Source organism: Pseudomonas pichavaramensis (genome assembly GCF_050473265.1).
In the GTDB taxonomy this organism is placed as follows: Bacteria; Pseudomonadota; Gammaproteobacteria; order Pseudomonadales; family Pseudomonadaceae; genus Aquipseudomonas.
Genome location: NZ_JBJKFJ010000006.1, coordinates 272,671 through 297,837, shown reverse-complemented (window position 1 = coordinate 297,837; position 25,167 = coordinate 272,671). Strand labels below are relative to the sequence as shown.

Genomic DNA, 25,167 nt, shown 5'->3' with positions numbered 1-25,167 from the left:
CGCAGCAGACGCCAGATGCAACACGCCCGGGTAAACCCGGGCGTGAGCAGCGCCTTTTCATGCCAGCCTGAGTCGGGCTAGAACAGCCCCATCGCCCAGGCAGCAGCGAACAGCACCAGCGAAAAGCCCCACATCCACCACAGCGAGTAGCGGATGTGCCGGCCCAGATCCAGCCCGGCCAGACCCAGTGCCAGCCACAACGCGGGCGAGAACGGGCTGATGAAGGTCCCGATGATGTTGCCAATGGTCAGTGCGTAGACCACGCTGGCCGGCTCCACACCCTGGCCACCGACCACTTCCAGCGTCACCGGCAACAGACCGAAGTAATAGGCATCGGTACTCAGCATCAGCTCCATCGGCAATCCGAACAGGCCGAGCACGATGTGCATCTGCCCGACCAGCGATGCTGGCAGTACCTGCGCCAGATCCTGAGCGATGGAGGTGAGCATGCCGGTGCCGGTAAATATGCCGAGCATCGAGCCCGCGGCGAGAATGATCATGCCCATGCTCAATGCAGCCGGCGCATGCGCCGAAATGCGCTGCATCTGTGCCTTGCCACCGGGGTAGTTGATCAGCAGCGCCAGGCACAAGCCGATCATGAAGATGTAACCGGCTGGCAGCACACCAGAGAACAGCGAGGCCAGCACCGCGAGAAACAGCGCGGAGTTGGCCCACAGCAGACGCGGCCGCTCCAGCTCGCGCTCCTCGGCACTCGGCTCATGCAGATCGCTGCTGGTTTCCACCAGCACACCTTCATCGACGCCCTTGCCTGCGGCAATACGGCGCTGCTCGCGCCAGCCCAGCAACGCCGCCAGGGAAATCAGCAGCACCACGCCGACGACCTGAATGCTGATCAACGGACGCCACAGCTCGGTGACTTCGATCCCGGTCACCGCAGACGCGCGCCCCAGCGGCCCGGCCCAGGGCAGCATGTTGAAGATACCGGCGCCAAGCGCCAGCAGCAGAAGCATCAGGTAAGGACTCATGCGCAGCTGCTTGTACAGCGGCAGCAGCGCCGGAACGGTGAGCAGGAAAGTGGTCGCGCCAGCACCATCGAGATGCGCCAGCATACCGATCACCGCCGTTGCCACCGTGACAGCGATAACGTTGCCGCGCGTCAGGCGCACCATCCCGCCGATCAGCGGGCGGAACAACCCGGTGTCCTGCAGCACACCGAAAAAGGTGATGGCGAACACGAACATCGTGGCAATCGCCGTAACGCGGCCGATGCCGTCAGTGAAGAAACCGGAAATCGCCTCCGGGCCGAAACCCGCAGCCAGGGCGCCCAACAGCGGCACCACGATCAAGGGCAGTACAGGCGACATACGCCCGATAAGCAGCAGCACAACCAGGCTGCAGATGGTCAACAGGCCAATCAGGGTCAACAAACCGCTTCTCCTCTTTTTCTTGTAGGCACACGAAAGGCGCGAGCGGAGGCTAAGGTGCGAACCTTTCAGCAACCTTTAAGGGGCCCACCAGGAGCAGAGGAAATGTCAGGGGATATGTCGCCTGAGGGACGCCGCAGCGGGCGTCCCAGGCATCGTTCACTGCAGGGTGTACCCCTTGTCCACCACCCAGTCCTGGCCATGCACACCACTGGCACCGTTGGATAGCTGGAACAGCACCACCTCGGCGATCGCTCGCGGCTCGAGGAACTCACCGTCGACCAGGCGCTTGTTCACCTCACTGGCAACACCTGCCAGGGCATCTTCGGCAAGGCCCAGGCTGCTCCAGATCGGCGTTGCCGTCGGCCCTGGCGAAACCAGATTGAGGCGCAGCCCCTCACCGGCATACTCCAGCGCCAGGCTACGCACCAAAGCCGAGAGTGCTGCCTTGCTGGCGATATAGCCGCCCAGTCCGGCAAAGCCCAGCTGGCGCAGGAAGGTGCTGATGAACACCACAGACGCTGGCCGGGCCAGGCAGGGTTTGAGCACCTCAAAGGTATTGATCGCGCCAGCACCATTGACCTGCCATTGCTGCTCGAACGCCTGCATGTCGCAGCCAGGTGCCAGGCGGGCGATCCCCGCATTGGGCACCAGATAATCGACCCGGCCCAGGCGTGCCGCCCGCTCGGCCAGCGTGTGCAGCGCGTCGATATCGGTCACATCACCCGCGCACCAGTGCAAATGCTCGGGATACTGCGCCTGCAGCGGCGCCAGGGCACTCAGGCGCCGCGAGAAGGCCAGCACGCGTGCACCACGCTGCAACAACAGCTCACATACCGCCAGCCCGATACCGGAACTGGCCCCCGTAACGACCGCCAGGCGGCCCTGAAAGTTAGTGCTCATGAACGTCCTCGAAGAGTGAAGAAAGTGAATGCTGTTGCTGTCATTCAGCACAGCGTTGTCGACCTACTCCGCCAGCAAGCGGATGCCATTCATCTGCACCTGCTGACCCACTTCGAAGCGCGCGTTCGGCGAGCGCACCCACTGTTCACGACCGTCTTCATGGCGCACGACATAGGCGGTGCCGCTGTTGCCAGTGGCGTCCTGTACCTCTGCGCCGGACCAACCGCCTACCACGGCGCCAACCAGCGCACCGATAGGGCCGCCCGCTGCGGCCCCCAGCATCAAACCGGACAAGCCACCGAAACCGGCACCGACGGCGTTTTCTTCACGTTCAGCCACCACTTCGGCAGCCTGCAAGGTACTGGCAGCCACCAAACCAAGGGAAAGCGCAAGCAAGGCAATGTGTTTCATCTGAGTTCTCCTGTAATGGGTCATTGCCCCTGAAGACAGTCAGATTTCATGCCAACAAAAATTACGATTAAAAACAATAAGATACACTCATAAAAGTCATAAGGACAACATAACAGAAGAGTCATTAGAACAAACCATGAAGTCATTTTGACCAAAAACTTCTACCCCGCGGCAGACATGGCGCGAGCGACATGCCTGAGCTGACATCGCCGGAAAACGATTCGCCTGCACACTGATTCGATTAATAGCGCGAACTAATAATGCGATTAATAAACACTCTCTTCAGCGTGCAATACACAACTCAATCCGATGACATGTATCAGTGACAAAGAAGATGAAGTGAGCAACTATCTGCTCACTGCCTGGTTTTATGATCGCGTCATATCGATCTAAGAAGTTAAGACCTCCGAGCCGAGCCACCTATGCCCACGTTAACCCTGCGTAATCTTATTCTTCTGTTTGTACTGGCTTCGGCGATCGCAACTCTTATAAATGCCTTTGTCGTGACCTACACGGTACAAAAGCGCGCGCTGGTTGAAACAGCCCTGGAGAGTAACCGCGCCTACGCCACCAAGTTGGCCGAGATCATCAACGACAGTCTTGCAGACGACCTTGCACGCCTCAGTTTCAGCGCCAAACTGATTGGCCGCTCGTTCAGCGACCACGCACTGCTGACTCAGGAAGCAAGCCGCGTATTGCACCAGGACAAAAGCTTCAGCTCGCTGGTCATTGCAGATGATCAGGGCGTAGTGATCGTTACAGAGCCGGCAGATCTGCACATCACGGGCAAGAAACTGCGCTCACTTGCCCCCGTGGAGCAAAAGATCCCACTGGTAAGTCCGGCGTTCTTTTCCATTGCCGGTAATCTAGTCGTGTTCTTGTCACATCCGATCCACAGTAGCACCGGCAAATATCTTGGAGTGATAGGCGGGACGATTCATCTGAACAAATCCAACTCGCTGCACGACATTATCGGCAAGCACTTCCACCGAGATGCTTCATCCGTATATCTGGTGGACCAGAGTCGGCGCCTGCTTTATCACACAGAACCCGGCAGAATCGGTGAGCAGATAAGCGACAACGCCATAATCGATGCAGCCCTGAGCTCGGATAATGGAACCCTGCTGGCGAGCAACTCACAGGGCATCGACATGCTCGCAGGTTTCGCCAGAGTCCCACAGAGCCAATGGGGAATAGTCGTTCAGCAACCACTGCAGAGCGTTCTCAGTACCCTGCAGGAACTGATGCACAGGCTGATCATCGGCATGATCCCGATGTGCGTGCTCGGTTTGAGCCTGATCTGGTGGATTGCCTCGCGCATCAGTCATCCATTGAGAAAGCTGGCTGACTATGCACACCAACTCGACACCCCGGACAACATTCAACGGATCGAGCAGGTGCACGCCAACTACTACGAAGCCATGCAACTCAAGCGGGCACTACTGACCGGAGTGAGACTGCTGCAGGCACGTATCGGCCAGCTCAACGTACAGGCACAGAGCGACGCCCTGACGGGACTGGCGAACCGGCGTGCCCTGCAAGAAACCTTGGCCCTGTGGCAGGAGACCGGCAAGCCATTCGCCGTGCTGGCCGCCGACATCGATCACTTCAAGAAGGTCAATGACCAGTTCGGCCACGATGCCGGCGACCTGACACTCAAGAGCGTGGCCGGCAATCTGCGTCGGTGCCTGCGCAGCGCCGACCTGCCCTGCCGAGTTGGCGGCGAAGAGTTTCTCGTCCTGCTGCCGGACGCATCGCTTGCAGTCGCAGCCGATGTGGCCGAACGCATTCGTTCCAGCATCGCCGCCACACCGATAGCCGGCGTCGGACACATCAGCATCTCGCTGGGCGTTGCTCACTGGCAGGGGGATGACGAAGCGATTAACACCGTTCTCAAACGTGCCGATGAATTGCTGTACAGCGCCAAGCGCACAGGCCGCAACCGAGTTGTGACGGAGGCGACGGATATATCCAGCAGCATTTCAGAACCGAGTTGACGCAGGTAGTAACAAGCAGCCCCTAGCGAAATTTCGTCTTGACCTGCTCCAGCCACTCGGGCTGCAGGCGCGTCTGCTCAAGCTCCAGCCCCTGCTGCTCCATCGCCTCACGGTGTGCGTCGATCTCGTGCACCATCTGGCTCAGTTCACTGCTGTTGCCATCGAGCTGATGCATCTGGGTCACGCCCAGGTGGTAGAAGCGCAGCAGCTTCATCGCCGTTGCATCCCTCTGCTCCACCCCTGCCTTGACGTGATGCATGACATTGGTGATGCGCATCAGGCTGCGCTTGAGCCGCCAACCATAGACCGCCGGCGCCATCCACTCGCGGCGCCAGAACTGCTGGCGCACCAGCACCACGGTGAGGGCGAAACCGAGCACGACGCCAAGCAGGTTCCAGCGAAAATTGTCGTCACCGCCCAGCTCGCCGAACAGTTGCACGCTGAGCATGGCCAGTAACATGGCCAGCGCGACGAAGATCACCGCGACCAGTGCGGTACTGCGACGGGTCTGCTGACGGTAGTGCTCGGGACTGATGGGGGTGATTTCAAACATGCGCGAGGGCTCATGAAACGGGGGCGAGGCGCGATGGTACGACAGCTTGCCCAGCCGACACGAATCCTGCAGGCAGCGCCGGCGCGATGCAGTGCAGTGCCTCGCGCGCCTGCTGCAGGAACGCGTCGCGGTATCGAGCGCCGAACCGTTCAGCACTTCGGAGCATGTGCCGCACACCCTGCGCCTACTGAACGCCCTGGCGCAGCCACTCACTGGGGCTGAGACCGACCTTGCGGCGAAAGGCGCGGGCCAGCGCCGAAGGGCTTTCATAACCGACCTCGTCAGCGATCAATGCCATGGGCCGGCCTTCACGCAGGCGCTTCTGCGCCAGACTGACGCGCCAGCCGACCAGATAATCCGCCGGAGTGGCGCCGACCACCTGGTGAAAGTGCGCGGCGAAACTGGCCCGCGACATGCCCGCCAGCGTCGCCAGCTCGGCCACCGACCAACCATGCTGCGGCCGCTCGTGCAGTTGGTTGAGCGCACGCGCCAGGCGCGGTTCAGCGAGCCCCGCCATCATTCCCGACGCCAACTCGCGGCTGTTCATCAGATGGCGTAGCAGTTGGATCACCATCAGCTCGAACAGACGATTGAGCACCAGTTCGCGCCCACAGTCCTCCCCTTGCGCCTCACTGAACAGCCACTCCAGGCAACCGCTCAGGCTTGGTAATTCACGCAGAGGCTTGACGATCACCCCCGGCAATGCGCGCGACAGTGGATTGTCGAAGCCACCATCGAACGCCAGGGTGGCGCATACCAGGTCCGCACCATCGGCCTCGCTGGCGCTCATCCGGTGCAAACGAGGCCGCGCCACCAGCATCAGGCTCGGCTCCTCGAGGTGCAACTCATGGCCGTCGCTGTCGCGGAAGCTCAGACGCCCCGCCCGCAGCAGATGGATATGGCCATGCGCCTCGTTGGCGCCATAGCTGTTGGTGCCGCAGAAACCACCGCGATGAAAGGTACTGGCATGCAGATTGAAGTGATGCAGCAGGCTGGACAGGCGATCCATGGGCACCTCAAAGTCCTGGACGATCTGTCGCATAAGATCGACGATCTGAATCCGAAAAGCCAGATCGTTCCCCTAGCATGGCTCCAGGCTTGAAACACAAGCTCCCCCAAACCAAGACTGGAGATACACCATGACTCGCATCACCGCTCTGCCGTTCGAACAAACCGCTGCCAGCGCCCAGGCGCAACTGGAGGGCATCCGCAAGGGCCTCGGTTTCATCCCCAACACCTTCGCCACCCTGGCCAACGCGCCTGCTGCATTGGGTGGTTATCTGGCGCTGTCCCAGGCGCTGGGCAAGGGCACTCTGAATGCCAAGGCACGTGAGGTGGTCGCGCTGGCCAGCTCGCAGGTCAACGGCTGCGAATACTGCCTGGCAGCGCACACCCTGTTCGCCGGCAAGGCCGGTCTCAGCGAAGCGGACATCCGCAGCGCCCGCGGCGGCGAGTTCGATGCCGTGGCGCGCCTGACCCGGCAGATCATCGACAGCCGCGGCAGCCTCAGCGATGCGCAATTAGAGGATGCCCGCGAAGCCGGCCTGACCGACGCAGCCATAGTCGAGGTGGTAGCCAACGTCGCGCTGATGACGCTGACCAACTACCTCAACAACCTGGCGCAAACCGATGTCGACTTCCCACCAGTAGCTGTCTGACCACCCAGGAGGTGCACCATGCAAGGCGTTACGCTCTATACCAGCGATCATTGCCCTTACTGCCTCAACGCCAAGGCGCTGCTGAAACGCAAAGGCGTGGCCTACGATGAAATCGACGTCGGTCGCTCACCCGGTCGTCTGGCCGAGATGCTGCAACGCAGCAATCGGCGCAGCGTCCCGCAGATCTTCATCGGCCAACACCATGTCGGCGGCTTCGATGACCTGGCCGCGCTGGAGCGCGGCGGTGAACTGGATGCATTGCTACGTGCCTGAACGTCGCTGGCCGACCTCGTGGTCGGCCAGCGCTCCGTTTATCGCCGGCCACTGAGCCGGCCTACTCCTTTTCGCTGAAGTGGTCGCCTTTTGCCCTCATGCAACGGACCATCGCGGCCGATACAGCAGCGGCAACACTTGCCTGCCAGGCTGCCTGTACGCTGCATCCTTCCCCGAACTGGAGTCCTACCATGCGTTTCGACGCTCTCTCTCTGAAAACCCGACTGCTCGTCGCGGTGGCCATTCCCTGCATCGCCCTGCTGCTGGTGGCGCTGGCCAGCCTGAGCAGCATGTCCAGCATGCATCGGGACACGGAAGTGCTCTATCTGAATACCGCAGCGCCCATGCGCGCCATGGCCGAGGTGGCTTCGCGCGTTCCGCGCATGCGCGTCGGCCTCGACATGATGCTGCTGCAGGACACCCCGCTACGGGACGAGCGCGGTGTGAAATCGCGGGTGCAGGATGCACGCAACGAAGACATCCCGGAAATGCGCGAAGCCATGCGTCAAGCCGTGGCGGCCCAGGTCAATCCGGAACGCAAGGCCCAGGCGCAGCAGTTGCTCGAGCAATTCGAGAACATGGTCAGCAACGAGCTGAACCCGATGCTCGCCGCCTTCGACGCCGGCGACATGGCCCGGGCCCAGCAAATCTACCGCGACCAGTACGCCAAGACCTACGGCGTGATGCGTCAGGCTACCAACGACCTGCTCGACGCATTGCTCAAGCAGGCCGAGCAGCAGAACCAGCACAGCGCGCAGAGCTACGACAGCGGCCTGACTCGCCAGATCGCCATCATCGCCAGTGGCCTGCTGATCTCGATGATCATCTCCTGGCTGATCGTCATCCAACTGCGCCGCCGCGTGGCGATCCTGCAGAGCAGCCTGGGCCAGGCCGCCGATAACCTGGCCCTGAACACCCGTATCGACCTCCCCGGCCAGGACGAGCTGAGCGAAATCGCGCGCAGCTTCAACCAGTTCATCGACAAGGTGCATGGCGCCATGCGCCAGCTCGCCGACAACTCGCGGCAGTTGTCGAGCATGGCTCGCGACGTGGCCGAACGCGCCAGCCTGACCCAGAGCAATTGCACCGCCCAGAGCGACCGCACCGTGCAGGTCGCCACGGCCATCAATGAGCTGGGCTCGACCGTCAACGAGATCGCACGCAATGCCGAGAACGCCGCACAGGTCGCCCGCGAGGCTACGCAACATGCCGGCGACGGCGCAGCCGTGGTCGACCAGGCGCAACAGCAGGTCGATGCCCTCAACGGCGAGCTGGAGCAGGCAGCCAAGGTCATCGAGGCCCTGGCAGCACAGACCGAGGCCATCAGCACCACGCTCAACACCATCCGCAGCATTTCCGAGCAGACCAACCTGCTGGCTCTCAACGCCGCCATCGAGGCTGCTCGTGCCGGTGAACAGGGCCGCGGCTTCGCCGTGGTAGCTGACGAGGTACGCACCCTGGCCAGCCGCTCGGGCGCCTCCACCGAAGAGATTCAGCAGGTCATCGACCGCCTGCAGAACGAGTCACGCTCAGCCGTCGAGGCGATGGCCAAGGGGCAACGACAAAGCGCACTGGTGGTCGAGTACGCCAGCAAGGCCTCGGCCGCACTGGAGCAGATCAACAGTCATATCAGCGAGATCAGCGATCAGAACATCCAGGTCGCCACTGCCACCGAAGAGCAGTCCAGCGTGGTGGAGGACATCAACCGCAACATCGTCGATATCAATGAGCTGACCGTCGGCACCACCCATATCGCCGACCAACTGAACCAGGCCAGCAGCGATCTGCAGGCGCTGTCGACCCAGCTCGATGGTCTGGTCGGGCGTTTCCGGTTGTAAGACTCGCACTGCGGTCAGTGCTGGTGCGCACAGCGCACCCTACGCAAGGCAACCGTAGAGGGCGCGGTGCACACCGAGCCTTCTACCGATCTTCGTCAATGCGCTCGCGCGGATGTGCATCGGCCTGGTCGGGCTCAACGCAGATCTGCGTCGATGCGCTGCAGCAGGTAATCGTAGAAAGGGTTGGACGTCGCCCGCTGCAGGCTGTCCAGCCCCACCACCAGCACGCCATGTTCGCCCCGCGGCGCCAAAGTGCCGAGGGACACGCCATAGGACTCGCCCGCTGCCGGATCGCTGCCGTACAGCGGGTCGCTGGGCGGGAACGGCAAGGCCACATGCGACAGCGAGAACAGCTGCCCCGGATATTCCACACCCAGTGACAGGCTTTCCATCTGCTCGCTGGCCGCCGCAATACGCCGCGCCTCGACCTCGCGGCCGTGATCGGCGGCCACGCCAACCACGGTCAGGTCGAAGTCACGCCGGGCCGTGGGCAGCAGCTCTTCCAGCAGCCCGCTCATGTCCGTACGCAGCAAGGAGCCGGTGGCACGCGAGCGATTGATATCGAAGATGACCAGCTCGCTGCCATTGGCCGGCAAGCGGGCAAACAGCTGACGCACCACCGCCGGCGTACTGACCGTGCTGTCGGCCAGCGACTGGAACGCCAACACCGGCGGCAAGCGCTGCAGGCGGCCAGTGCTCTCGGCACTGTCGAAGGCGCTCTGCACCTCGCTGGTCAGCTCATAGGTCTGCCGCGCCGCCTGCACCGGGAAGGAGTTGTACTTGAACGGATTGAACTCCGGCAGCACGTTCATCCACGCCGACTTGGCGAAGGCCGGCAGCACCGCCGGCAAGGCCGCCAGCCCGGCATAACGGGCGTAGCTGGTGACGCCGATCATCGGCGAAATCAGCACCAGCTGCTGCGGCATGGCCAGACGCTCATCCTCCAATGCCGCCAGGCTATAGCGCAGCGCCAATGCACCGCCATTGGAATAGCCGACCATATACAAAGGCCCGTCGGGCACCTGGCGACGCGCCTCACGCACTGCCAGGCGAGTGGCAGCCAGCCATTGCTCCCAACGCGCATCGGTCAGCGCCGCCGGCACCGTGCCGTGCCCCGGCATGCGTGGCAGCACGGCGAGCAGGCCCTGCTCGCTCAGGTGCCGGGCGATGTGCCGCAAGCTGTAAGGCGAGTCGGTCAGGCCGTGCAGCAACACCACCACACCGCGCACCTCGCCCTTGGGCTGGAGGATCACGGAGCGGTTCCAGTCATGCGCGAGGTTGCCGGGGTAGACCGGGCTGTCGCTGGCGTAACGGCTGTACCCGGCATGGCCTGCCTGAGTCACCGGCTCGACCAGTTCGCGCTGCAGGCGCTCGAACAAGGCGCTCTCGGCCGCCACGTAGCCCTGCCAGTCGGTCGCGTCCAGCTCACGCACCTCCAGCTCCTGCGGAACCAGGCGGTGCCAGGGCTGCAGCTCAGGCAAGGATGAAAGCCCGGCAATGCGAATGCCCAGCAGAGCCACCACGATCAACAGCACGACAACCAGCGTCCAGGCCATAACATTGCGCATGCGCGACAAACGCATGAGGCGCCTCCCTCGAAGATATCCAACCGGGAAAATCCGTCCCGGTAACCGGCTGCACGGACTGTAGTGCAAAGCCGGCCATGACGACCACCGGTGTTGCATCAAACATATGGAAATCCGTATATTCGCCAATCCATATATTCGAGCCACGCCATGTCTGAAGCCCTGCCTCCAACCGAAGTGTTCAAGTCGCTGGCTGACGAGACCCGCCTGCGCGCCGTTCTGCTGATCGCCGACCAAGGCGAGCTGTGCGTGTGCGAGCTGGTCTGTGCGCTGGGCGAAAGCCAGCCGAAGATCTCCCGCCACCTGGCACAACTGCGCAGCAGCGGCCTGCTGCTCGACCGCCGCCAGGGCCAATGGGTGTATTACCGCCTCAACCCGGACTTGCCGCAGTGGATAGCCGCCGTGCTCGACACCACCCTCGCCGCCAATCGCACCTGGCTTGAACAGGACTGCAATCGCCTCGCCGCCATGGGTGAACGCCCTGCCCGCCTTGCCACCTGCTGCTGAGACACCCGCATGCTGATCGCCCTCGCCATCTTCGTGTTCACCCTGATTCTGGTCATCTGGCAGCCGCGCGGCCTCGGCGTCGGCTGGAGCGCCTCGCTCGGCGCGGTGCTGGCGCTGCTCGCCGGCGTGGTCAGCCCCGGCGACATTCCCACCGTGTGGGACATCGTCTGGAACGCCACCTTCACCTTTATCGCCATGATCATCATCAGCCTGCTGCTGGATGAAGCCGGCTTCTTCGAGTGGGCGGCGCTGCACATGGCGCGCTGGGCCGGCGGCAGCGGCGCGCGCCTGTTCGCCCTGTGCATCCTGCTCGGCGCCGGCGTGTCGGCGCTGTTCGCCAACGACGGCGCGGCGCTGATCCTCACCCCCATCGTCATCTCCATGCTGCTGGCCCTGCGCTTCTCGCCGGCGGCAACGCTGGCCTTCGTCATGGCCGCCGGCTTTATCGCCGACACCGCCAGCCTGCCGCTGGTGGTGTCGAACCTGGTCAACATCGTCTCGGCGGATTACTTCGACCTCGGCTTCGGCCGTTACGCGGCGGTGATGGTGCCGGTCAACCTGGTCAGCGTCGCCGCCACCCTGGGCATGCTCTGGCTGTTCTTCCGCCGCGACATCCCGGCGCGCTACGCCACCGACAGCCTGCCGGCACCGCGCGAGGCGATCCGCGATCCGCGCACCTTCATCGCCGGCTGGATCGTCCTGCTGGTGCTGCTGCTCGGCCTGTTCGCACTGGAGCCGCTGGGCATCCCGATCAGCGCGATTGCCGCCGTCTGCGCCGCGGTGCTGTTCGGCGTCGCCGTGCGCGGCCACAGCATCGCCACCGGCAAGGTGCTGCGCGGTGCGCCGTGGCAGGTGGTGGTGTTCTCGCTGGGCATGTACCTGGTGGTCTACGGCCTGAGCAACGCCGGCCTCACCAGCCAGCTCACCCACCTGCTCGACGCGCTGGCCGCGCAGGGCCTGTGGGCTGCGGCCCTCGGCACCGGCCTGCTCAGCGCCCTGCTCTCCTCGCTGATGAACAACATGCCCAGCGTGCTGATCGGCGCCCTGGCCATCGACGCCAGCCAGGCCAGCGGCGTGGTGCGCGAGGCGATGGTCTACGCCAACGTGATCGGCTGCGACCTCGGCCCCAAGATCACCCCCATCGGCAGCCTGGCCACCCTGCTCTGGTTGCACGTGCTGGCGCGCAAGGGCATCCGCGTGACCTGGGGCTACTACTTCAAGGTCGGCATCGTCCTCACCCTGCCGATCCTCCTGCTTACCCTTGCCGCTCTGGCCCTACGCCTGAGTTTCTGAGCCCTTTTCGCGGAGCGTTACGATGAAAGTCCTGTTCATGTGCACGGCCAACAGCTGCCGCAGCATCCTCTCCGAAGCCCTGTTCAACCATATCGCCCCGGCTGGCCATGAAGCCGTCAGCTCCGGCAGCTTCCCCCGTGGCCAGGTGCTGCCACGCAGCCTGAGCACCCTGGAAGCGGCCGGCATTTCCACCGACGGCCTGTCGAGCAAGGGCAACGACGCCTTCGAAGACTGCCCGCCGGATATCGTCATCACCGTCTGCGACAAGGCAGCCGGCGAGGCCTGCCCGGTGTACTTCGGCCCGGCGCTGAAGACCCACTGGGGCCTGGAAGATCCGTCCTACGTGGAAGGCGACGAGGCCACCGTTGACGCCGCGTTCCAGGCCACCCTGGCGCATATCGAACGCCGTTGCCGCGCCTTCCTCGCCCTGCCCCTGCAGGCGCTGAGCCGTAGCGAGCTGCAACAGGCCCTCGATCACATCGGCGAACTGTAAGGAGCACCTGATGAGCGACCTGCCCAACCTCGACCGCGACCTGCTGCCCGCCGCCACCCCAAGCGACGCAGCGGCGCCGCGCATTCTGCTGCTGTACGGCTCCAACCGCGAGCGCTCGTTCAGCCGCCTGCTGGTGGAAGAGTCCGCGCGCCTGCTGCAGCACCTCGGGGCCGAGACACGCATCTTCAACCCGGCCGGCCTGCCGCTGCCCGACGACGCCCCGGAGGAGCACCCCAAGGTGCAGGAACTGCGCGAGCTGATGCAGTGGTCGGAAGGCCAGGTGTGGTGTTCGCCGGAACGCCACGGCGCCATGTCGGCGGTGTTCAAGGCACAGATCGACTGGGTGCCACTGGCCCTCGGCGCAGTGCGCCCGACTCAGGGCAAGACCCTCGCCGTGCTGCAGGTGTGCGGCGGCTCGCAGTCGTTCAACGTGGTCAACCAGCTGCGCGTGCTCGGCCGCTGGATGCGCATGTTCACCATCCCCAACCAGTCCTCGGTGCCGAAGGCCTTCCTCGAATTCGGCGACGACAACCGCATGAAGCCCTCGCCCTACTACGACCGTCTGGTCGATGTGATGGAAGAGCTGATGCGCTTCACCTGGCTGCTGCGCGACCACCCAGAACTGGTCGACCGCTACTCCGAACGCAAGGAATCGGCCGAGGAGCTGATGCAGCGGGTCAATCAGAGCAGTATCTGAGACGGTGGGAGGCGCTTTAGCGGCGACAATCGCGGCTCAAGCCGCTCCTACGGAATCGAGTTGCAGGCTGATTAGGCGGCCGCGACGTAGAGTGGCGATGCGGCCAGATACAGCAGCACGGTTATCGGGAAGCAGATTAGAAACGCCCGATCAACTGAGCAGGCCCTGGACACCGCTGATAGGCTACGGATATGAACCTCGCCGCCCAACTCCATAAATTCATAGCCAGCGACCCACGGCGCCTGCGCATCCTGCAACTGGTACGCGACCTCGACCTGCCCGACTGCTGGGTGGCTGCAGGTTTCGTCCGTAGCGCTGTCTGGGATCACCTGCACCAGCGCAGCGACGCGCCGCTGCCAGGGGATATAGACGTGATCTGGTTCGACCGTGCCCAGACCTCAGCTGCTCGCGATACCGAACTGGAGACGATGCTGCGCCACCGGGACGCACAACTGCAGTGGTCGGTGAAGAATCAGGCACGCATGCACCAACGCAATGGCGATGCACCTTACCTCTCGGCGACCGACGCGATGCGGTATTGGCCGGAGACGGCGACAGCGGTAGCCGTGAAGCTTGATGAACAAGACAGACTGGAAGTCGCCGCACCGCTCGGTCTGGAGGACCTGTTCGAACTCGTGGTGCGCCCGGCTGGACGGTTCAGAGGTGAGAAACAGCCTATCTACCAGGAGCGACTACGCAGCAAGAACTGGCTGGCGACCTGGCCGAAGCTGAAGGTGCTCGGGTAGGCTGGATCAGACTTCAGTGGCGACGGGCTGACAGGCGCCAGCAGACGCTTCGCCCCGGGGCTGGGCTCCTACGGTCGATAAGGCGTGGCACCCGTGGGAGGCGCTTCAGCGGCGACAATCGCGGCTAAAGCCCCTCCCACAGAGCCAAGATCAGATACCGGCAACCACGGCGCAGATGCCCTGCGCCGAGTTGGCGAACTGACTGCACAGGTGGTTGATGGAGGTCATCAGCACCTGTTCCGGAGCGGAGATGAAGTCCACCGACATCATCACACTGAGCATGGTGATGGTGACGATGGAGAAGGTGAACAGCTTGCGTGCCCACACTCTGTCATCGACCGCGCTGTAGCCCGACACGCCCATCCACAGCCAGTAGGCACCGCTCAGCGCGGCGACCACGAAGTAGCTGTAGCCGGCGTAACCGCTGAGGGTCAGCATCAGGGTCGCGACGACGAACGCGGCGATGTACAGCACGATGTGCCGTTTCGCTGCCGAGATACCCTTGATGACTGGCAACACCGGAATGTTCGCAGCCTGGTAGTCATTGAAACGGAAGATGGCGATGGCATAGGAATGCGGCATCTGCCACAGGCTGAAGATCAACAACAGGATGGCGGCGCCAGTATCGAACTCGTTACTGACCGCGCAGTAGCCGACCACGGGCGGAGCCGCGCCGGACAGACTGCCCACCAGGGTGCCGTAGACCGAGCCACGCTTGAGCCACAGGCTGTACAAGCCGACATAGACCACGAAACCCATCAGCACCAGCATCACGGCCAGGGTATTGGTGGCGGCATACAGCAAGGCCACACCGGCAACCCCGAGCGCGAAGGCATAGAAGATGGCGTGCGCAGGGGAAACCAGGCCCTGCGCCAGGACCCGGTTACGGGTCCGCTCCATCTTCTGGTCGATATCCCTATCGATGTAGTTGTTGAACACGCAGCCTGAGGCGATCACCAGCGAAACCCCGAGTGCTGTTGCGAGGAACAGCATCAGGTCCGCATCGCCACGCGAAGCCAGGAAGAAACCGCCCGTAACGGAAATCAGATTTCCGAAGACGATGCCCGGCTTGGCGAGGTTGAGGTATTGCTTCAGGAGCGCCAGCATCAGTTGATCATCATGTGATAGTGCATGCTCCACATGATCCAGACCGAAAGGCCGACCACGAATGCGATGATCAACACGGTGAAGATCATTGACATCACGTTCCAGCGACCTTCCTCGTCTGTCTTCATGTGCAGGAAGTACACGAGGTGAACGAGCACCTGGACCAGACCGAAGACCACCACGGTGATCAGGGTCGCGCCACGGCTCAGGCCCAGCAGCTCAGGGTGCATGACCAGAGCGAACGGGATGACCGTCAGGATCACCGACAGGATGAAGCCGGTCAGGTAGTCCTTGAAGCCCACCGCATGCGCGGCGTGATTGTCTTGGTGAGCCATTTACAGCACCCCCATCAGATAGACGACGGTAAACACGCAGATCCACACCACGTCGAGGAAGTGCCAGAACAGGCTGAGCAGGCCCACGCGGGTCTTGTTGGTGTCGGTCAGGCCACGGGTGCCGACCTGGAACATCAGGATCAGCATCCACAGCAGACCGGCACTGACGTGCAGACCGTGCGTACCGACCAGGGTGAAGAACGCCGACCAGTAAGCGCTGGTCTGCGGCCCTGCCCCTTCATGGATCAGGTGACGGAACTCGTACAGCTCGATGCAGATGAAGGTCGCACCCAGCAGGAAGGTGACGCCCAGCCAGCGCAGCACTGCAGTCCGGTCACCGCGGTAGGTGGCCAGCATGGCCATGCCGTAGGTGATACTGGAGAACAGCAGCGCGAAGGTTTCCACCAGCACCAGGTGCAGACCGCCACCGAGCATTTCCTTCGCGGTGGGACCACCGGCAAAGGAACTGCTCAGCACCGCAAAGGTGGCGAAGATGGTGGCGAAGATCAGCAGGTCGGTCATCAGGTAAACCCAGAAACCGAACAGCTTTATCCCACTGGTGTCGTGGTGGTGCTCATGGTCATGACCATGAGCGTCGTAGTGAGGTTCGTAAGCGGTCATGATCAGGCCTGTACGACTGCGTTAGCTTTGGTTTGGTGATGCGCCTGCTCGATGCGTGCGATCTCTTCGGGCTGTACGTAGTAGTCGATGTCATCGTCATAGGAACGCACGATGAAGCTGGCTACCGCACCGACCAGACCGACGATGGCCAGCCACCAGATGTGCCAGATCATGGCGAAGCCGAAGGCAAAGACGAAAATCGACACGATTAGACCGTTGCCGGTGTTCTTCGGCATGTGGATCGGCTCGTAGTGCTCAGGCACAGGCATCAGCTCGACACCGTTCTTCTTCGCCTCATAGAAGGCGTCGATCTTGTCCGCAGTCGGAATGACGGCGAAGTTGTAGAACGGAGGCGGCGAGGAAGTGGCCCACTCCAGGGTACGCCCATCCCACGGGTCGCCAGTGACGTCGACGTTTTCCTTGCGCTTGATGTAGCTGGTAACGAACTGCACGACGGTGAAGAGGATACCGATACCGATCAGCACGGCGCCGACCACGGCAACCTGAACCCAGGGTACCCAGGCCGGGTTGTCGAAGTGGTTCAGACGACGGGTCATACCCATGAAGCCCAGCACGTACAGCGGCATGAAGGCGAAGTAGAAGCCGATCAGCCAGCACCAGAAGGAGTAACGACCGAAGCGATCCAGCAGCTTGAAGCCGAAGGCTTTCGGGAACCAGTAGGCAATACCGGCCAGGTAACCGAAGACGGCACCACCGATGATCACGTTGTGGAAGTGAGCGATCAGGAACAGGCTGTTGTGCAGCACGAAGTCAGCAGCCGGCACCGCCATCAGCACACCGGTCATACCACCGATGGAGAAGGTCACCAGGAAGCCCAGGGTCATCCAGGTCATGGCGTTCAGTTGCAGACGGCCACGGAAGATGGTGAACAGCCAGGTGAAGATCTTCACCCCGGTCGGAATCGCGATGATCGAGGTCATGATGCCGAAGAAGGCGTTGACGCTCGCGCCGGAACCCATGGTGAAGAAGTGGTGCAGCCAAACCACGAACGACAGCACGCCGATGGCAGCGGTCGCCCAGACCATCGAGGCATAACCGAACAGGGTCTTGCGCGAGAAGGTCGCCACCACTTCCGAGAACACGCCGAACGCCGGCAGGATCAGGATGTACACCTCCGGGTGACCCCAGATCCAGAACAGGTTGGCGTACATCATCGGGTTGCCGCCCAGTTCATTGGTGAAGAAGTGGAAATCCAGGTAGCGGTCGAGCGACAGCATCGCCAGAGTCGCGGTCAGCGGAGGGAAGGCGCCGCAGATCAGGATACAGGTGATCAGGATGGTCCAGGTGAAGATCGGCATCTTCATCAGGGTCATGCCCGGCGCACGCATCTTGAGGATGGTGGCGACGAAGTTCACGCCCGTCAGCGTCGTCCCCAGGCCGGATAACTGCATCGCCCAGATGTAGTAATCCATTCCCACTCCGGGACTGTACTGAATGCCTGACAGCGGCGGATAAGCCACCCAGCCGGTCTTGGCGAATTCGCCCAGGCCCAGCGACAGGTTGATCAGCAGCGCGCCGCCGACGAACAGCCAGAAGCTCAGCGAGTTCAGGTAGGGGAAGGCCACGTCACGTGCGCCGATCTGCAGCGGCACGACGATGTTCATCAGGCCGGTGACCAGTGGCATGGCCACGAAGATCAGCATGATGATGCCGTGCGCGGTGAAGATCTGGTCGTAGTGTTCCGGCGGCAGGTAGCCCTGGCCGTCACCGTGGGCCATGGCCAGGTGAGTACGCATCATGATCGCATCGGCGAATCCACGCACCAGCATGACCAGTGCCACCAGGATGTACATGACGCCGATTTTCTTGTGGTCCACCGAGGTGAGCCACTCTTTCCACAGATAGCCCCACTTCTTGAAGTAGGTCACTGCCGCGAACAGAGCCAGACCACCCAGCGCCACCATGGCGAGGGTGATCATGATGATCGGCTCGTGATACGGCACGGCATCCAGAGTCAGTTTTCCAAACATATTCATTCCTGCACCTCCGCTGCTTCGCGCATGGCCGTGCTGTGAGAATCTTTCAGGGTCACGTACTGACCGATCACCTTGTTGAACAGGTTCGGTTCGACCTGGCCGAAGTAGCGGATCGGGTAGATCGGATAGCGGTGGTTGACCATCTCGCCAGGCTCACCCACCTGTTTGAAGGTGGCGAAGTCCATGGTTTCCGGCGATTGCTTGACCTTGTCGACCCACTGCGCGAAGCCTTCGTCGCTGACCGAGTGAGTGGTGAAGCGCATGGCGGAGAAACCTTCGCCACTGAAGTTGCCGGATTGGCCGAAGAACTCGCCCTGCTCATTGGCGATCAGGTTCAGCTGAGTGCGCTGGCCGCCCATGGCGTAGATCATCCCGCCCAGTTGCGGGATCGACAGCGCGTTCATCACCGTGTCGGAGGTGATGTGGAAGGTCACCGGGGTCTTCTCCGGAATCACCAGCTCGTTGACCACGGCCACGCCCTGGTCCGGGTAGATGAACAGCCATTTCCAGTCGAGCGAGACGACTTCGATGTTCAGCGCCGGCTTGTCCGATTCGATCGGTTTGTAGGGATCGAGCGAGTGCGAGGTTTCCCAGATGATGACCGCCAGAATAGCGACGATGATCAGCGGGACGCCCCAGACAACCAGTTCGATCTTGTGCGAATGCGCCCAGTCGGGCATGTAGGTGGCCTTCTCGTTCGACTCGCGATAACGCCAGCCAAACCAGAAAGTCATGATGATCACGGGGATGACCACGATCAGCATGAGTCCGATGGATATCAGGATCAGATTGCCCTGTTCGACACCGATCTGCCCTTTCGAGTTGAACAGTGCCCAATCACATCCACCGAGTGCCGAGAAGGCAATTGCCATTGCCAACCAGCGTGCGAAACGATGGTACTTCTCTTCTTTCATGTCACGACCTTCAACTGAGTGATGTCCCGCATTCAGGCTTCACTCGCCATGCGCCCCATCCAGGAAAAGACCGCGACGGAGTTTCAAGGCTTGAGCATCCGTTGCAAGCGAAGCGGCAGAACCGCAGGAGGTCGCGATGGTGAAGGTTACGGCGCCTCGACACAATTAGTTAGCAGCCTACTCATGAGCAAGCTGACAGCAGCTTATCGACATGTTTCGCAACAAATACGCAAAGTTTTGAAATAGTTGACGACAATAGCCGACAAACAAACCGCAGGTGCGACAAATGATCACACCCCCGTTTTAGAGCTGTTTGTCAGCCAATTGACAGGAATCAATGCAACGAGAGATCGCCATAGGCAGGAATGCGGGTTTTTCTTGACATTTCACAAATCCAAGAAAATTGGAAATTCCAGAAACTGAGAACCTGCAGATCCGCCGCCCGAAATCAGCGCCGCTCGCACCGTAGCCCGGATGAAATCCGGGGCCATTGTGTCCGATCGCGCCTGAAGCGAAATACCGCCCCACCTCTCCAGACACCCACCGCCCCGTAGGAGCGGCTTCAGCCGCGAAATCCTTAACTCTCGGATCGCCTCGATGATCGCCTACGGTTGCGTAGCCTGATGTAGTCCGGGGTGCTTTGGCATCGACAAAAGCATCGCGGCTGAAGCCGCTCCTACAAGTGTTCGCCTGCTCCGGAGCGGCTTCAGCCGCGAAAGCAGAAGCTCCATAACCACACGCACTCTGGAAAGACTCGATATATGCCCCGGATTGCATCCGGGCTACGCAATGGCGGCCGTCGACGAAATCCGTGGGAGGGGCTTTAGCCGCGATGCGTTGCGGGGAGCATTGCAGCTCCCCTCACCTCTAGTTCCAGGCGCAATAACAGCCAACGGCCAGGCCGCTGGCCAGGGAAAACTGACGCCCCTGGGTCAGCGCATCGAGCACGGGCTCGACGAAGCTGTTGCTGGAATTGCACACCAACCCTTCGCTGTAGGGGCCGGCATACGCCAGGTTGCCATCGCGGTCCCAGATCGCCAGGGCCGGACTGGCCGGCAACGACTCCATGCCCTCGATTCCCGGCAAGGGCTTCATTCGCCCGCGCAGGAACGGCGCAAGCTCACCTTCCGTACCTGGTTTACGCACGCTGTAGAACTCGACATCGGCGTTGCGGTGCAGGCCGATCAGATAGCGCAGGTGCGCGTCTGTCTCAGCGTTGCAGGGGCAGTCAGGGTCCCAGAAGTGCACCACGCGAATGGGGCCGGGACCTGCCATCGATTCAGGCAGCTTCAACTCGCCCTGACCGAAGATCACCGTCTGCTCGGCATAGGGTCGCAGATAGGCGGCGCCACTGAGCCACCAGATCAGCACCACGAGCCCAAGCGCCAGTACGCAAAAGCCCACCACCAGATGCTTGAAGCTCAAGCGCTTGAGCAGACTCATGGCTGATGGCCAAACTTGCGCAGGAACTGCTTCTCCATCTCCTGGCAGCTTTCCTCGGTGAAACTGCGCTCGGTGGCCTGCGCGCTTTTCCAGCAGGCCTCGATGGCCGCACGCTCGCCGGCTTCGATCTCGCCATCCTGCGGGCGGGTCATGATGTAGATAAGCCCGGCAAAGATCAGCACCACGAATGCCAGACCAGCCACAAACAGACCAAGGCAGCCACGGCGCCCCAGCCCGACATTTTCATCTTTCACAGTCATCTTTTCGGTTTCCGCATTCATCAGTGGACAGCTCGCCCCGACGCCGGGGCAAGCGCCGATCATCAACCTTCAACCAGCGTCCACTGCTTGTTCAGGCGTTTGTCCGATACCGCCATCCTGGTGCCCAACTGCTGGGCGAACAGCGATACGCGGTATTCCTCCAGCATCCAGCGATACAGGGTGAGCTGCGGGTCACGCTTACCCTCCTGCAGGTGCTTGGCGGTGCGGGCCTGGTACTGCTCCCAGCAGCCGGCCATCTCGCCGGTCCATACGCGATCACGCTGCACTTGTGCGCCGACCTTGTCCAGACGCTGCTCGATGGCCTTGAGGTAACGCGGCACCTCCTTGAGCCACTCGCCCGGGGTCTCCCGCACGAAGCCCGCGTAGACCAGATTGGCCAGCTGCTGCTTGATGTCGTTGAGGGCCATGGCCTGCGCCAGGTCGATCTTGCCCTTGAAGCGCTTGAGCAAGCCGTGGTGCAGCTTGAGGATCTCCAGCACCAGCCGGGCGATGCGCTCGGCGTGCGCCATCCAGTCGCCACGCTTGCGCTCGGCCAGTTGCGCCAACGCCGCACCGTCGCGCGGCAGCGTCGCCTCGCCATCGAGGATGCAGGCATCCAGACTGGCCAGCAGAATATCTTCCACCAGCGCCTCGACCCGGCCGATCTCGCGATAGAGCAAGCCCAGCTCAGTCAGCCCCGGCAGCTTGCCACGCAGGAACTTGGCCTGTTCGCTCAGCTGTTGCAGCAGCAGGCGCTGCAGGGCGCGGCGATGCTGGAAGTCGGCCTCGGCCTGAGTCGGGAAGCGCCCTTCCTTGACCACACCGGCCTCCTCCACCAGCGCCGGATACACCGTCATGGACAGCCCGGCGATCTTCTGCTGCGCCTTTTCCGCCACCTCGGCAAAGGCCTTGGCCTCCACCGTTTTCGGCGTTTTGTCCTGCTGCGGGATGGCCAGCGCGGCCTGGCTGGCCTCGGCAAAGCGCGCGGTCAGCTCGGCCAGGTCGCGCCCCTCACCGAGGAACTTGCCGCGCGCATCGACCACCTCGATGTTCATTTTCAGGTGGTTTTCCAGACTGGCGGTGGACTCTGCCCACGCTTCATCGGGCACCCGCACGCCGGTCATGCGCAGCAGCTCAGCACCGAGCGCCTGCGGCAGCGAAGCCTGACCGAAGTGCAGCTTGTCCAGCGCCGCGCCGACGAAGTCCGGCACCGGCACGAAGTTCTTGCGCAGCGCCTTGGGCAGGCCGCGCACCAGCGCCACGCACTTGGCTTCGAGCAGACCGGGCACCAGCCATTCGAGGCGCTCCGGCTGCAACTGCGGCAGCAGCGGCGCCGGCACACGCAGGGTCACACCGTCACGCGGGTGGTTGGGCTCGAAGTGGTAGCTCAGCGGCAACTGCAGCTCGCCGATGCGCAAGGTGTCCGGGTACTGCGCGGCGGTGATTTCCTTGGCATCACGGGCCAGGGCGTCTTCCTCGCGCATGATCAACAGTTGGCTGTCGGCGGCGCTGCCCTTCTTGTACCAACTCTCGAAACTGGCAGCCTGGTAGATGTCCTGCGGGATGCGCGCGTCGTAGTAGCCGAACAGGGTTTCCTCGTCGGCGAGGATGTCGCGCCGGCGCGACTTGGCCTCCAGCTCGTCGAGGCGTTCCAGCAACTGGCGGTTGGCGGTCAGGCAGCGCACGCGACTGTTGATCTCGCCGCGCACCAGGCCTTCGCGGATAAACATCTCGCGCGCCACGGGCGGGTCGATCGGGCCGAAATGCACCGGCCGGCGACCGACGATGATCAGCCCGTACAGGGTCACCTGTTCGAAGGCCACCACCTGGCCGCGCTTCTTCTCCCAGTGCGGTTCCAGGTGGTTCTTCTTCACCAGGTGCGCCGCCAGCGGCTCGACCCAGTCCGGCTCGATCTTCGCCACCATACGGGCGAACAGCTTGGTGGTTTCCACCAGCTCGGCGGCCATGATCCAGTTGGGTTTCTTGCGCCCGATCACGCTCGACGGGTGCACCCAGAAGCGCCGCTGGCGCGCACCGAGGTAGTCGCCGTCTTCGCTCTTCTGGCCGATCTGGCTGAGCAACCCGGCCAGAATCGCCTTGTGCACGGCGGCGTAGTTCTTCGCCCGTACCGCTGCCTCGCTGGCCTCGGCCTGCTGGCGGGCGATGGCGTTGACGCGGGTGTCCTTGGTCGGCTGCGGCGTATTCGCCGTTTGCTCGCCCTTCGCCTCCGAGCGGTTCTGACTGCCCTTGCCCAGCAGTTGCAGATCACGGGCAATCAGCACCAGTTGCCGGTGCGCGTCGCGCCATTCGCGCAGGCGCATGTAGTTGAGGAAGTTCTTCTTGCACCAGGTACGCAGCGGATTGCTGCCCAGCTCCTGGCGCTTCTCCTCGAAGCCGCGCCACAGGTTGATCAGCGCGGCGAAGTCCGAGTCCACATCCTTCCACTGTGCGTGCGCCTGGTCGGCGGCCTGCTGGCGATCCATCGGGCGCTCGCGCGGATCCTGCACCGAAAGCGCAGCTGCGACGATCAGGATTTCCTCCAGGCTGCCCTGCTTGGCGCCCTCCAGCACCATGCGCCCCAGGCGCGGGTCGATGGGCAGGCGCGCCAGCTGTCGGCCGATGGGCGTGAGCTGGCTTTCGCGGTTGACCGCCGACAGCTCCTGCAACAGGTTGAAGCCGTCGCTGATAGCCTTGCCGTCTGGTGGCTCGATAAAGGGGAAGTCCTCGATGCTGCCCAGGCGCAGGTGCAGCATCTGCAGGATCACCGCCGCGAGGTTGGTGCGCAGAATCTCCGGGTCGGTAAATTCCGGGCGACCGAGATAATCTTCCTCGCTGTACAGCCGAATGCAGATGCCCGGCTCGACCCGCCCGCAACGGCCCTTGCGCTGGTTGGCGCTGGCCTGCGACACCGCCTCGATGGGCAGGCGCTGCACCTTGGCGCGGTAGCTGTAGCGGCTAATGCGCGCGGTGCCGCTGTCGATCACATAGCGAATGCCCGGCACCGTCAGCGAGGTCTCGGCGACGTTGGTGGCCAGCACGATCTTGCGCCCCGGCATGGGCGCGAAAATCTTCTGTTGCTCGGCCGGCGTCAGCCGCGCATACAAAGGCAGCACCTCGGTAAAACGCAGGTTGGCCTTGCGCAGCACCTCGGCCGCCTCACGAATCTCGCGCTCACCGGGCAGGAACACCAGCACATCGCCTGGGCGCTTGCCCACGCTGCGCTCGTGCTCGGCGATCTCGTCCAGCGCCGCGAGAATGCCCTGATCGACGGTGAGGTCATCGAGCAGGCTCTCGCCCTCCTCGTCCACCTCCGCCGCCAGCGGGCGATACCAGGTTTCCACAGGGTAGGTGCGACCGGACACCTCGATGATCGGCGCATCATTGAAGTGTTTGCTGAACCGCTCCAGATCGATGGTCGCCGAAGTAATGATCAGCTTCAGATCCGGGCGACGCGGCAGCAGGGTCTTCAGGTAACCGAGCAGGAAGTCGATATTGAGGCTGCGCTCGTGCGCCTCGTCGACGATGATGGTGTCGTACTTTTCCAGAAAGCGGTCGTGCTGAGTTTCGGCGAGCAGAATGCCGTCGGTCATCAGCTTGATCAGCGTACCGTCCTTGCTCTGATCCTCGAAACGCACCTGATAACCGACCAACTCGCCCAGCGGCGTACCGATCTCTTCCGCTACCCGAGTCGCCACACTGCGCGCCGCCAGACGGCGCGGCTGGGTATGGCCGATCAGGCCATGCACGCCCCGACCGAGCTCCAGGCAGATCTTCGGCAACTGCGTGGTCTTGCCCGAACCGGTCTCACCGGCGATCACCACCACCTGGCTCTTCTCCAGCGCGGCCTTGATCTCGTCGCGCTTGGCGGCAATCGGCAGCGCATCGTCGTAGCGCATCGCCGGGATGCTGCTGCGCCGCGCCGCAACCTTGTCGCTGGACGCCTGAAAACGCTCCAGCCACTGCGCCAGCTTGGCCTCATCGGGGTGCTTCTGCAGCTCATGCAATTGCCGGCGCAAGCGATGGCGCTCGGCGATCATGACGTGGTCGAAGTTCTTCTGCAGCGTGGCGAGGTCAGTCATCTGGATCAGGGCAATCAGAGCAAAGGCGGGATTGTCGCAGATTACGGCGGGGAGCGGGCAGGGTGGCTATC

At 62.6% G+C, this 25,167-nt stretch carries 23 protein-coding genes and 1 pseudogene; 10 read left to right on the top strand and 14 right to left on the bottom strand.

Features of this window, described 5'->3' with window-relative positions; all coding sequences use genetic code 11:
- Positions 1 to 77: 77 nt before the first annotated feature.
- The 3 genes from ACJRW5_RS12670 to ACJRW5_RS12660 form a co-directional block, all read right to left on the bottom strand.
- On the bottom strand, positions 78 to 1,388 hold the full coding sequence (locus ACJRW5_RS12670) for a CitMHS family transporter (protein WP_484570854.1): 1,311 nt from the start codon (positions 1,386 to 1,388) through the stop codon (positions 78 to 80).
- A gap of 156 nt (positions 1,389 to 1,544) precedes the next feature.
- On the bottom strand, positions 1,545 to 2,288 hold the full coding sequence (locus ACJRW5_RS12665; protein WP_484570853.1) for an SDR family NAD(P)-dependent oxidoreductase: 744 nt from the start codon (positions 2,286 to 2,288) through the stop codon (positions 1,545 to 1,547).
- Between the two features lie 63 nt (positions 2,289 to 2,351).
- A complete protein-coding gene (locus tag ACJRW5_RS12660; RefSeq protein ID WP_484570852.1) occupies positions 2,352 to 2,699 on the bottom strand; it encodes a hypothetical protein in 348 nt (115 codons plus the stop codon).
- A gap of 422 nt (positions 2,700 to 3,121) precedes the next feature.
- Between ACJRW5_RS12660 and ACJRW5_RS12655 the strand changes: the two genes are divergently transcribed.
- Positions 3,122 to 4,696 (top strand): sensor domain-containing diguanylate cyclase, encoded by a 1,575-nt coding sequence (locus tag ACJRW5_RS12655; protein WP_484570851.1) that lies wholly within the window; start codon positions 3,122 to 3,124, stop codon positions 4,694 to 4,696.
- Positions 4,697 to 4,718: 22 nt separating this feature from the next.
- Here the strand turns inward: ACJRW5_RS12655 and ACJRW5_RS12650 are convergent, their stop codons facing one another.
- Together ACJRW5_RS12650 and ACJRW5_RS12645 are read right to left on the bottom strand one after the other, a co-directional pair.
- Positions 4,719 to 5,249, bottom strand: coding sequence for a DUF3087 domain-containing protein (locus tag ACJRW5_RS12650; RefSeq protein ID WP_484570850.1), 531 nt, complete (start codon positions 5,247 to 5,249; stop codon positions 4,719 to 4,721).
- A gap of 184 nt (positions 5,250 to 5,433) precedes the next feature.
- The gene (locus ACJRW5_RS12645) at positions 5,434 to 6,258 is read right to left on the bottom strand and encodes an AraC family transcriptional regulator (RefSeq protein WP_484570849.1); all 825 of its coding nucleotides are present in this window, start codon (positions 6,256 to 6,258) and stop codon (positions 5,434 to 5,436) included.
- A gap of 130 nt (positions 6,259 to 6,388) precedes the next feature.
- Between ACJRW5_RS12645 and ACJRW5_RS12640 the strand changes: the two genes are divergently transcribed.
- The 4 genes and pseudogenes from ACJRW5_RS12640 (at position 6,389) to ACJRW5_RS12625 (ending at position 9,018) form a co-directional block, all read left to right on the top strand.
- Positions 6,389 to 6,907, top strand: a complete 519-nt coding sequence (locus ACJRW5_RS12640; RefSeq protein WP_484570848.1) for a carboxymuconolactone decarboxylase family protein — start codon at positions 6,389 to 6,391, stop codon at positions 6,905 to 6,907.
- Between the two features lie 18 nt (positions 6,908 to 6,925).
- On the top strand, positions 6,926 to 7,180 hold the full coding sequence (gene grxC, locus ACJRW5_RS12635; RefSeq protein ID WP_484570847.1) for a glutaredoxin 3: 255 nt from the start codon (positions 6,926 to 6,928) through the stop codon (positions 7,178 to 7,180).
- A gap of 98 nt (positions 7,181 to 7,278) precedes the next feature.
- Positions 7,279 to 8,160: pseudogene (locus tag ACJRW5_RS12630) on the top strand (MCP four helix bundle domain-containing protein); the annotation flags it as partial.
- 18 nt (positions 8,161 to 8,178) lie between these two features.
- The gene (locus ACJRW5_RS12625) at positions 8,179 to 9,018 is read left to right on the top strand and encodes a methyl-accepting chemotaxis protein (RefSeq protein ID WP_484570885.1); all 840 of its coding nucleotides are present in this window, start codon (positions 8,179 to 8,181) and stop codon (positions 9,016 to 9,018) included.
- Positions 9,019 to 9,152: 134 nt separating this feature from the next.
- On the opposite strand, the gene ACJRW5_RS12620 is transcribed toward ACJRW5_RS12625, so the two are convergent.
- Positions 9,153 to 10,601, bottom strand: a complete 1,449-nt coding sequence (locus ACJRW5_RS12620) for an alpha/beta hydrolase (protein ID WP_484570846.1) — start codon at positions 10,599 to 10,601, stop codon at positions 9,153 to 9,155.
- Positions 10,602 to 10,754: 153 nt separating this feature from the next.
- Between ACJRW5_RS12620 and ACJRW5_RS12615 the strand changes: the two genes are divergently transcribed.
- From ACJRW5_RS12615 to ACJRW5_RS12595, 5 genes are all read left to right on the top strand, one after another.
- Positions 10,755 to 11,111 carry a metalloregulator ArsR/SmtB family transcription factor gene (locus ACJRW5_RS12615; RefSeq protein WP_484570845.1) on the top strand — a complete coding sequence of 119 codons (357 nt, stop codon included), beginning with the start codon at positions 10,755 to 10,757 and terminating at the stop codon, positions 11,109 to 11,111.
- Positions 11,112 to 11,120: 9 nt separating this feature from the next.
- Entirely contained in the window at positions 11,121 to 12,404 is a 1,284-nt protein-coding gene (locus ACJRW5_RS12610) for an arsenic transporter (RefSeq protein WP_484570844.1), read from the top strand.
- Positions 12,405 to 12,426: 22 nt separating this feature from the next.
- Positions 12,427 to 12,897: an arsenate reductase ArsC gene (locus tag ACJRW5_RS12605; protein WP_484570843.1), complete on the top strand. Its 471-nt coding sequence runs from the start codon at positions 12,427 to 12,429 to the stop codon at positions 12,895 to 12,897.
- A 7-nt stretch (positions 12,898 to 12,904) separates the two neighbouring features.
- On the top strand, positions 12,905 to 13,594 hold the full coding sequence (gene arsH / locus ACJRW5_RS12600; protein ID WP_484570884.1) for an arsenical resistance protein ArsH: 690 nt from the start codon (positions 12,905 to 12,907) through the stop codon (positions 13,592 to 13,594).
- A gap of 191 nt (positions 13,595 to 13,785) precedes the next feature.
- The gene (locus ACJRW5_RS12595) at positions 13,786 to 14,340 is read left to right on the top strand and encodes a nucleotidyltransferase family protein (RefSeq protein ID WP_484570842.1); all 555 of its coding nucleotides are present in this window, start codon (positions 13,786 to 13,788) and stop codon (positions 14,338 to 14,340) included.
- Between the two features lie 150 nt (positions 14,341 to 14,490).
- On the opposite strand, the gene cyoE is transcribed toward ACJRW5_RS12595, so the two are convergent.
- The 8 genes from cyoE to hrpA form a co-directional block, all read right to left on the bottom strand.
- Complete coding sequence (gene cyoE / locus ACJRW5_RS12590; RefSeq protein ID WP_484570841.1) at positions 14,491 to 15,447, bottom strand: heme o synthase; 957 nt, start codon at positions 15,445 to 15,447, stop codon at positions 14,491 to 14,493.
- Entirely contained in the window at positions 15,447 to 15,782 is a 336-nt protein-coding gene (gene cyoD, locus ACJRW5_RS12585) for a cytochrome o ubiquinol oxidase subunit IV (RefSeq protein WP_484570840.1), read from the bottom strand. The genes cyoE and cyoD overlap by 1 nt, the downstream gene beginning before the upstream one ends.
- Complete coding sequence (gene cyoC / locus ACJRW5_RS12580) at positions 15,783 to 16,403, bottom strand: cytochrome o ubiquinol oxidase subunit III (protein ID WP_484570839.1); 621 nt, start codon at positions 16,401 to 16,403, stop codon at positions 15,783 to 15,785.
- Between the two features lie 2 nt (positions 16,404 to 16,405).
- Complete coding sequence (cyoB, locus tag ACJRW5_RS12575; RefSeq protein ID WP_484570883.1) at positions 16,406 to 18,394, bottom strand: cytochrome o ubiquinol oxidase subunit I; 1,989 nt, start codon at positions 18,392 to 18,394, stop codon at positions 16,406 to 16,408.
- Positions 18,395 to 18,396: 2 nt separating this feature from the next.
- Positions 18,397 to 19,314, bottom strand: coding sequence for a ubiquinol oxidase subunit II (cyoA, locus tag ACJRW5_RS12570; protein ID WP_484570838.1), 918 nt, complete (start codon positions 19,312 to 19,314; stop codon positions 18,397 to 18,399).
- An 867-nt stretch (positions 19,315 to 20,181) separates the two neighbouring features.
- Positions 20,182 to 20,757, bottom strand: a complete 576-nt coding sequence (locus ACJRW5_RS12565; protein WP_484570837.1) for a DUF6436 domain-containing protein — start codon at positions 20,755 to 20,757, stop codon at positions 20,182 to 20,184.
- Entirely contained in the window at positions 20,754 to 21,017 is a 264-nt protein-coding gene (locus ACJRW5_RS12560; RefSeq protein ID WP_484570836.1) for a hypothetical protein, read from the bottom strand. The genes ACJRW5_RS12565 and ACJRW5_RS12560 overlap by 4 nt, the downstream gene beginning before the upstream one ends.
- Positions 21,018 to 21,079: 62 nt before the next feature.
- Positions 21,080 to 25,096, bottom strand: coding sequence for an ATP-dependent RNA helicase HrpA (hrpA, locus tag ACJRW5_RS12555; RefSeq protein WP_484570835.1), 4,017 nt, complete (start codon positions 25,094 to 25,096; stop codon positions 21,080 to 21,082).
- Between the last annotated feature and the right edge of the window lie 71 nt (positions 25,097 to 25,167).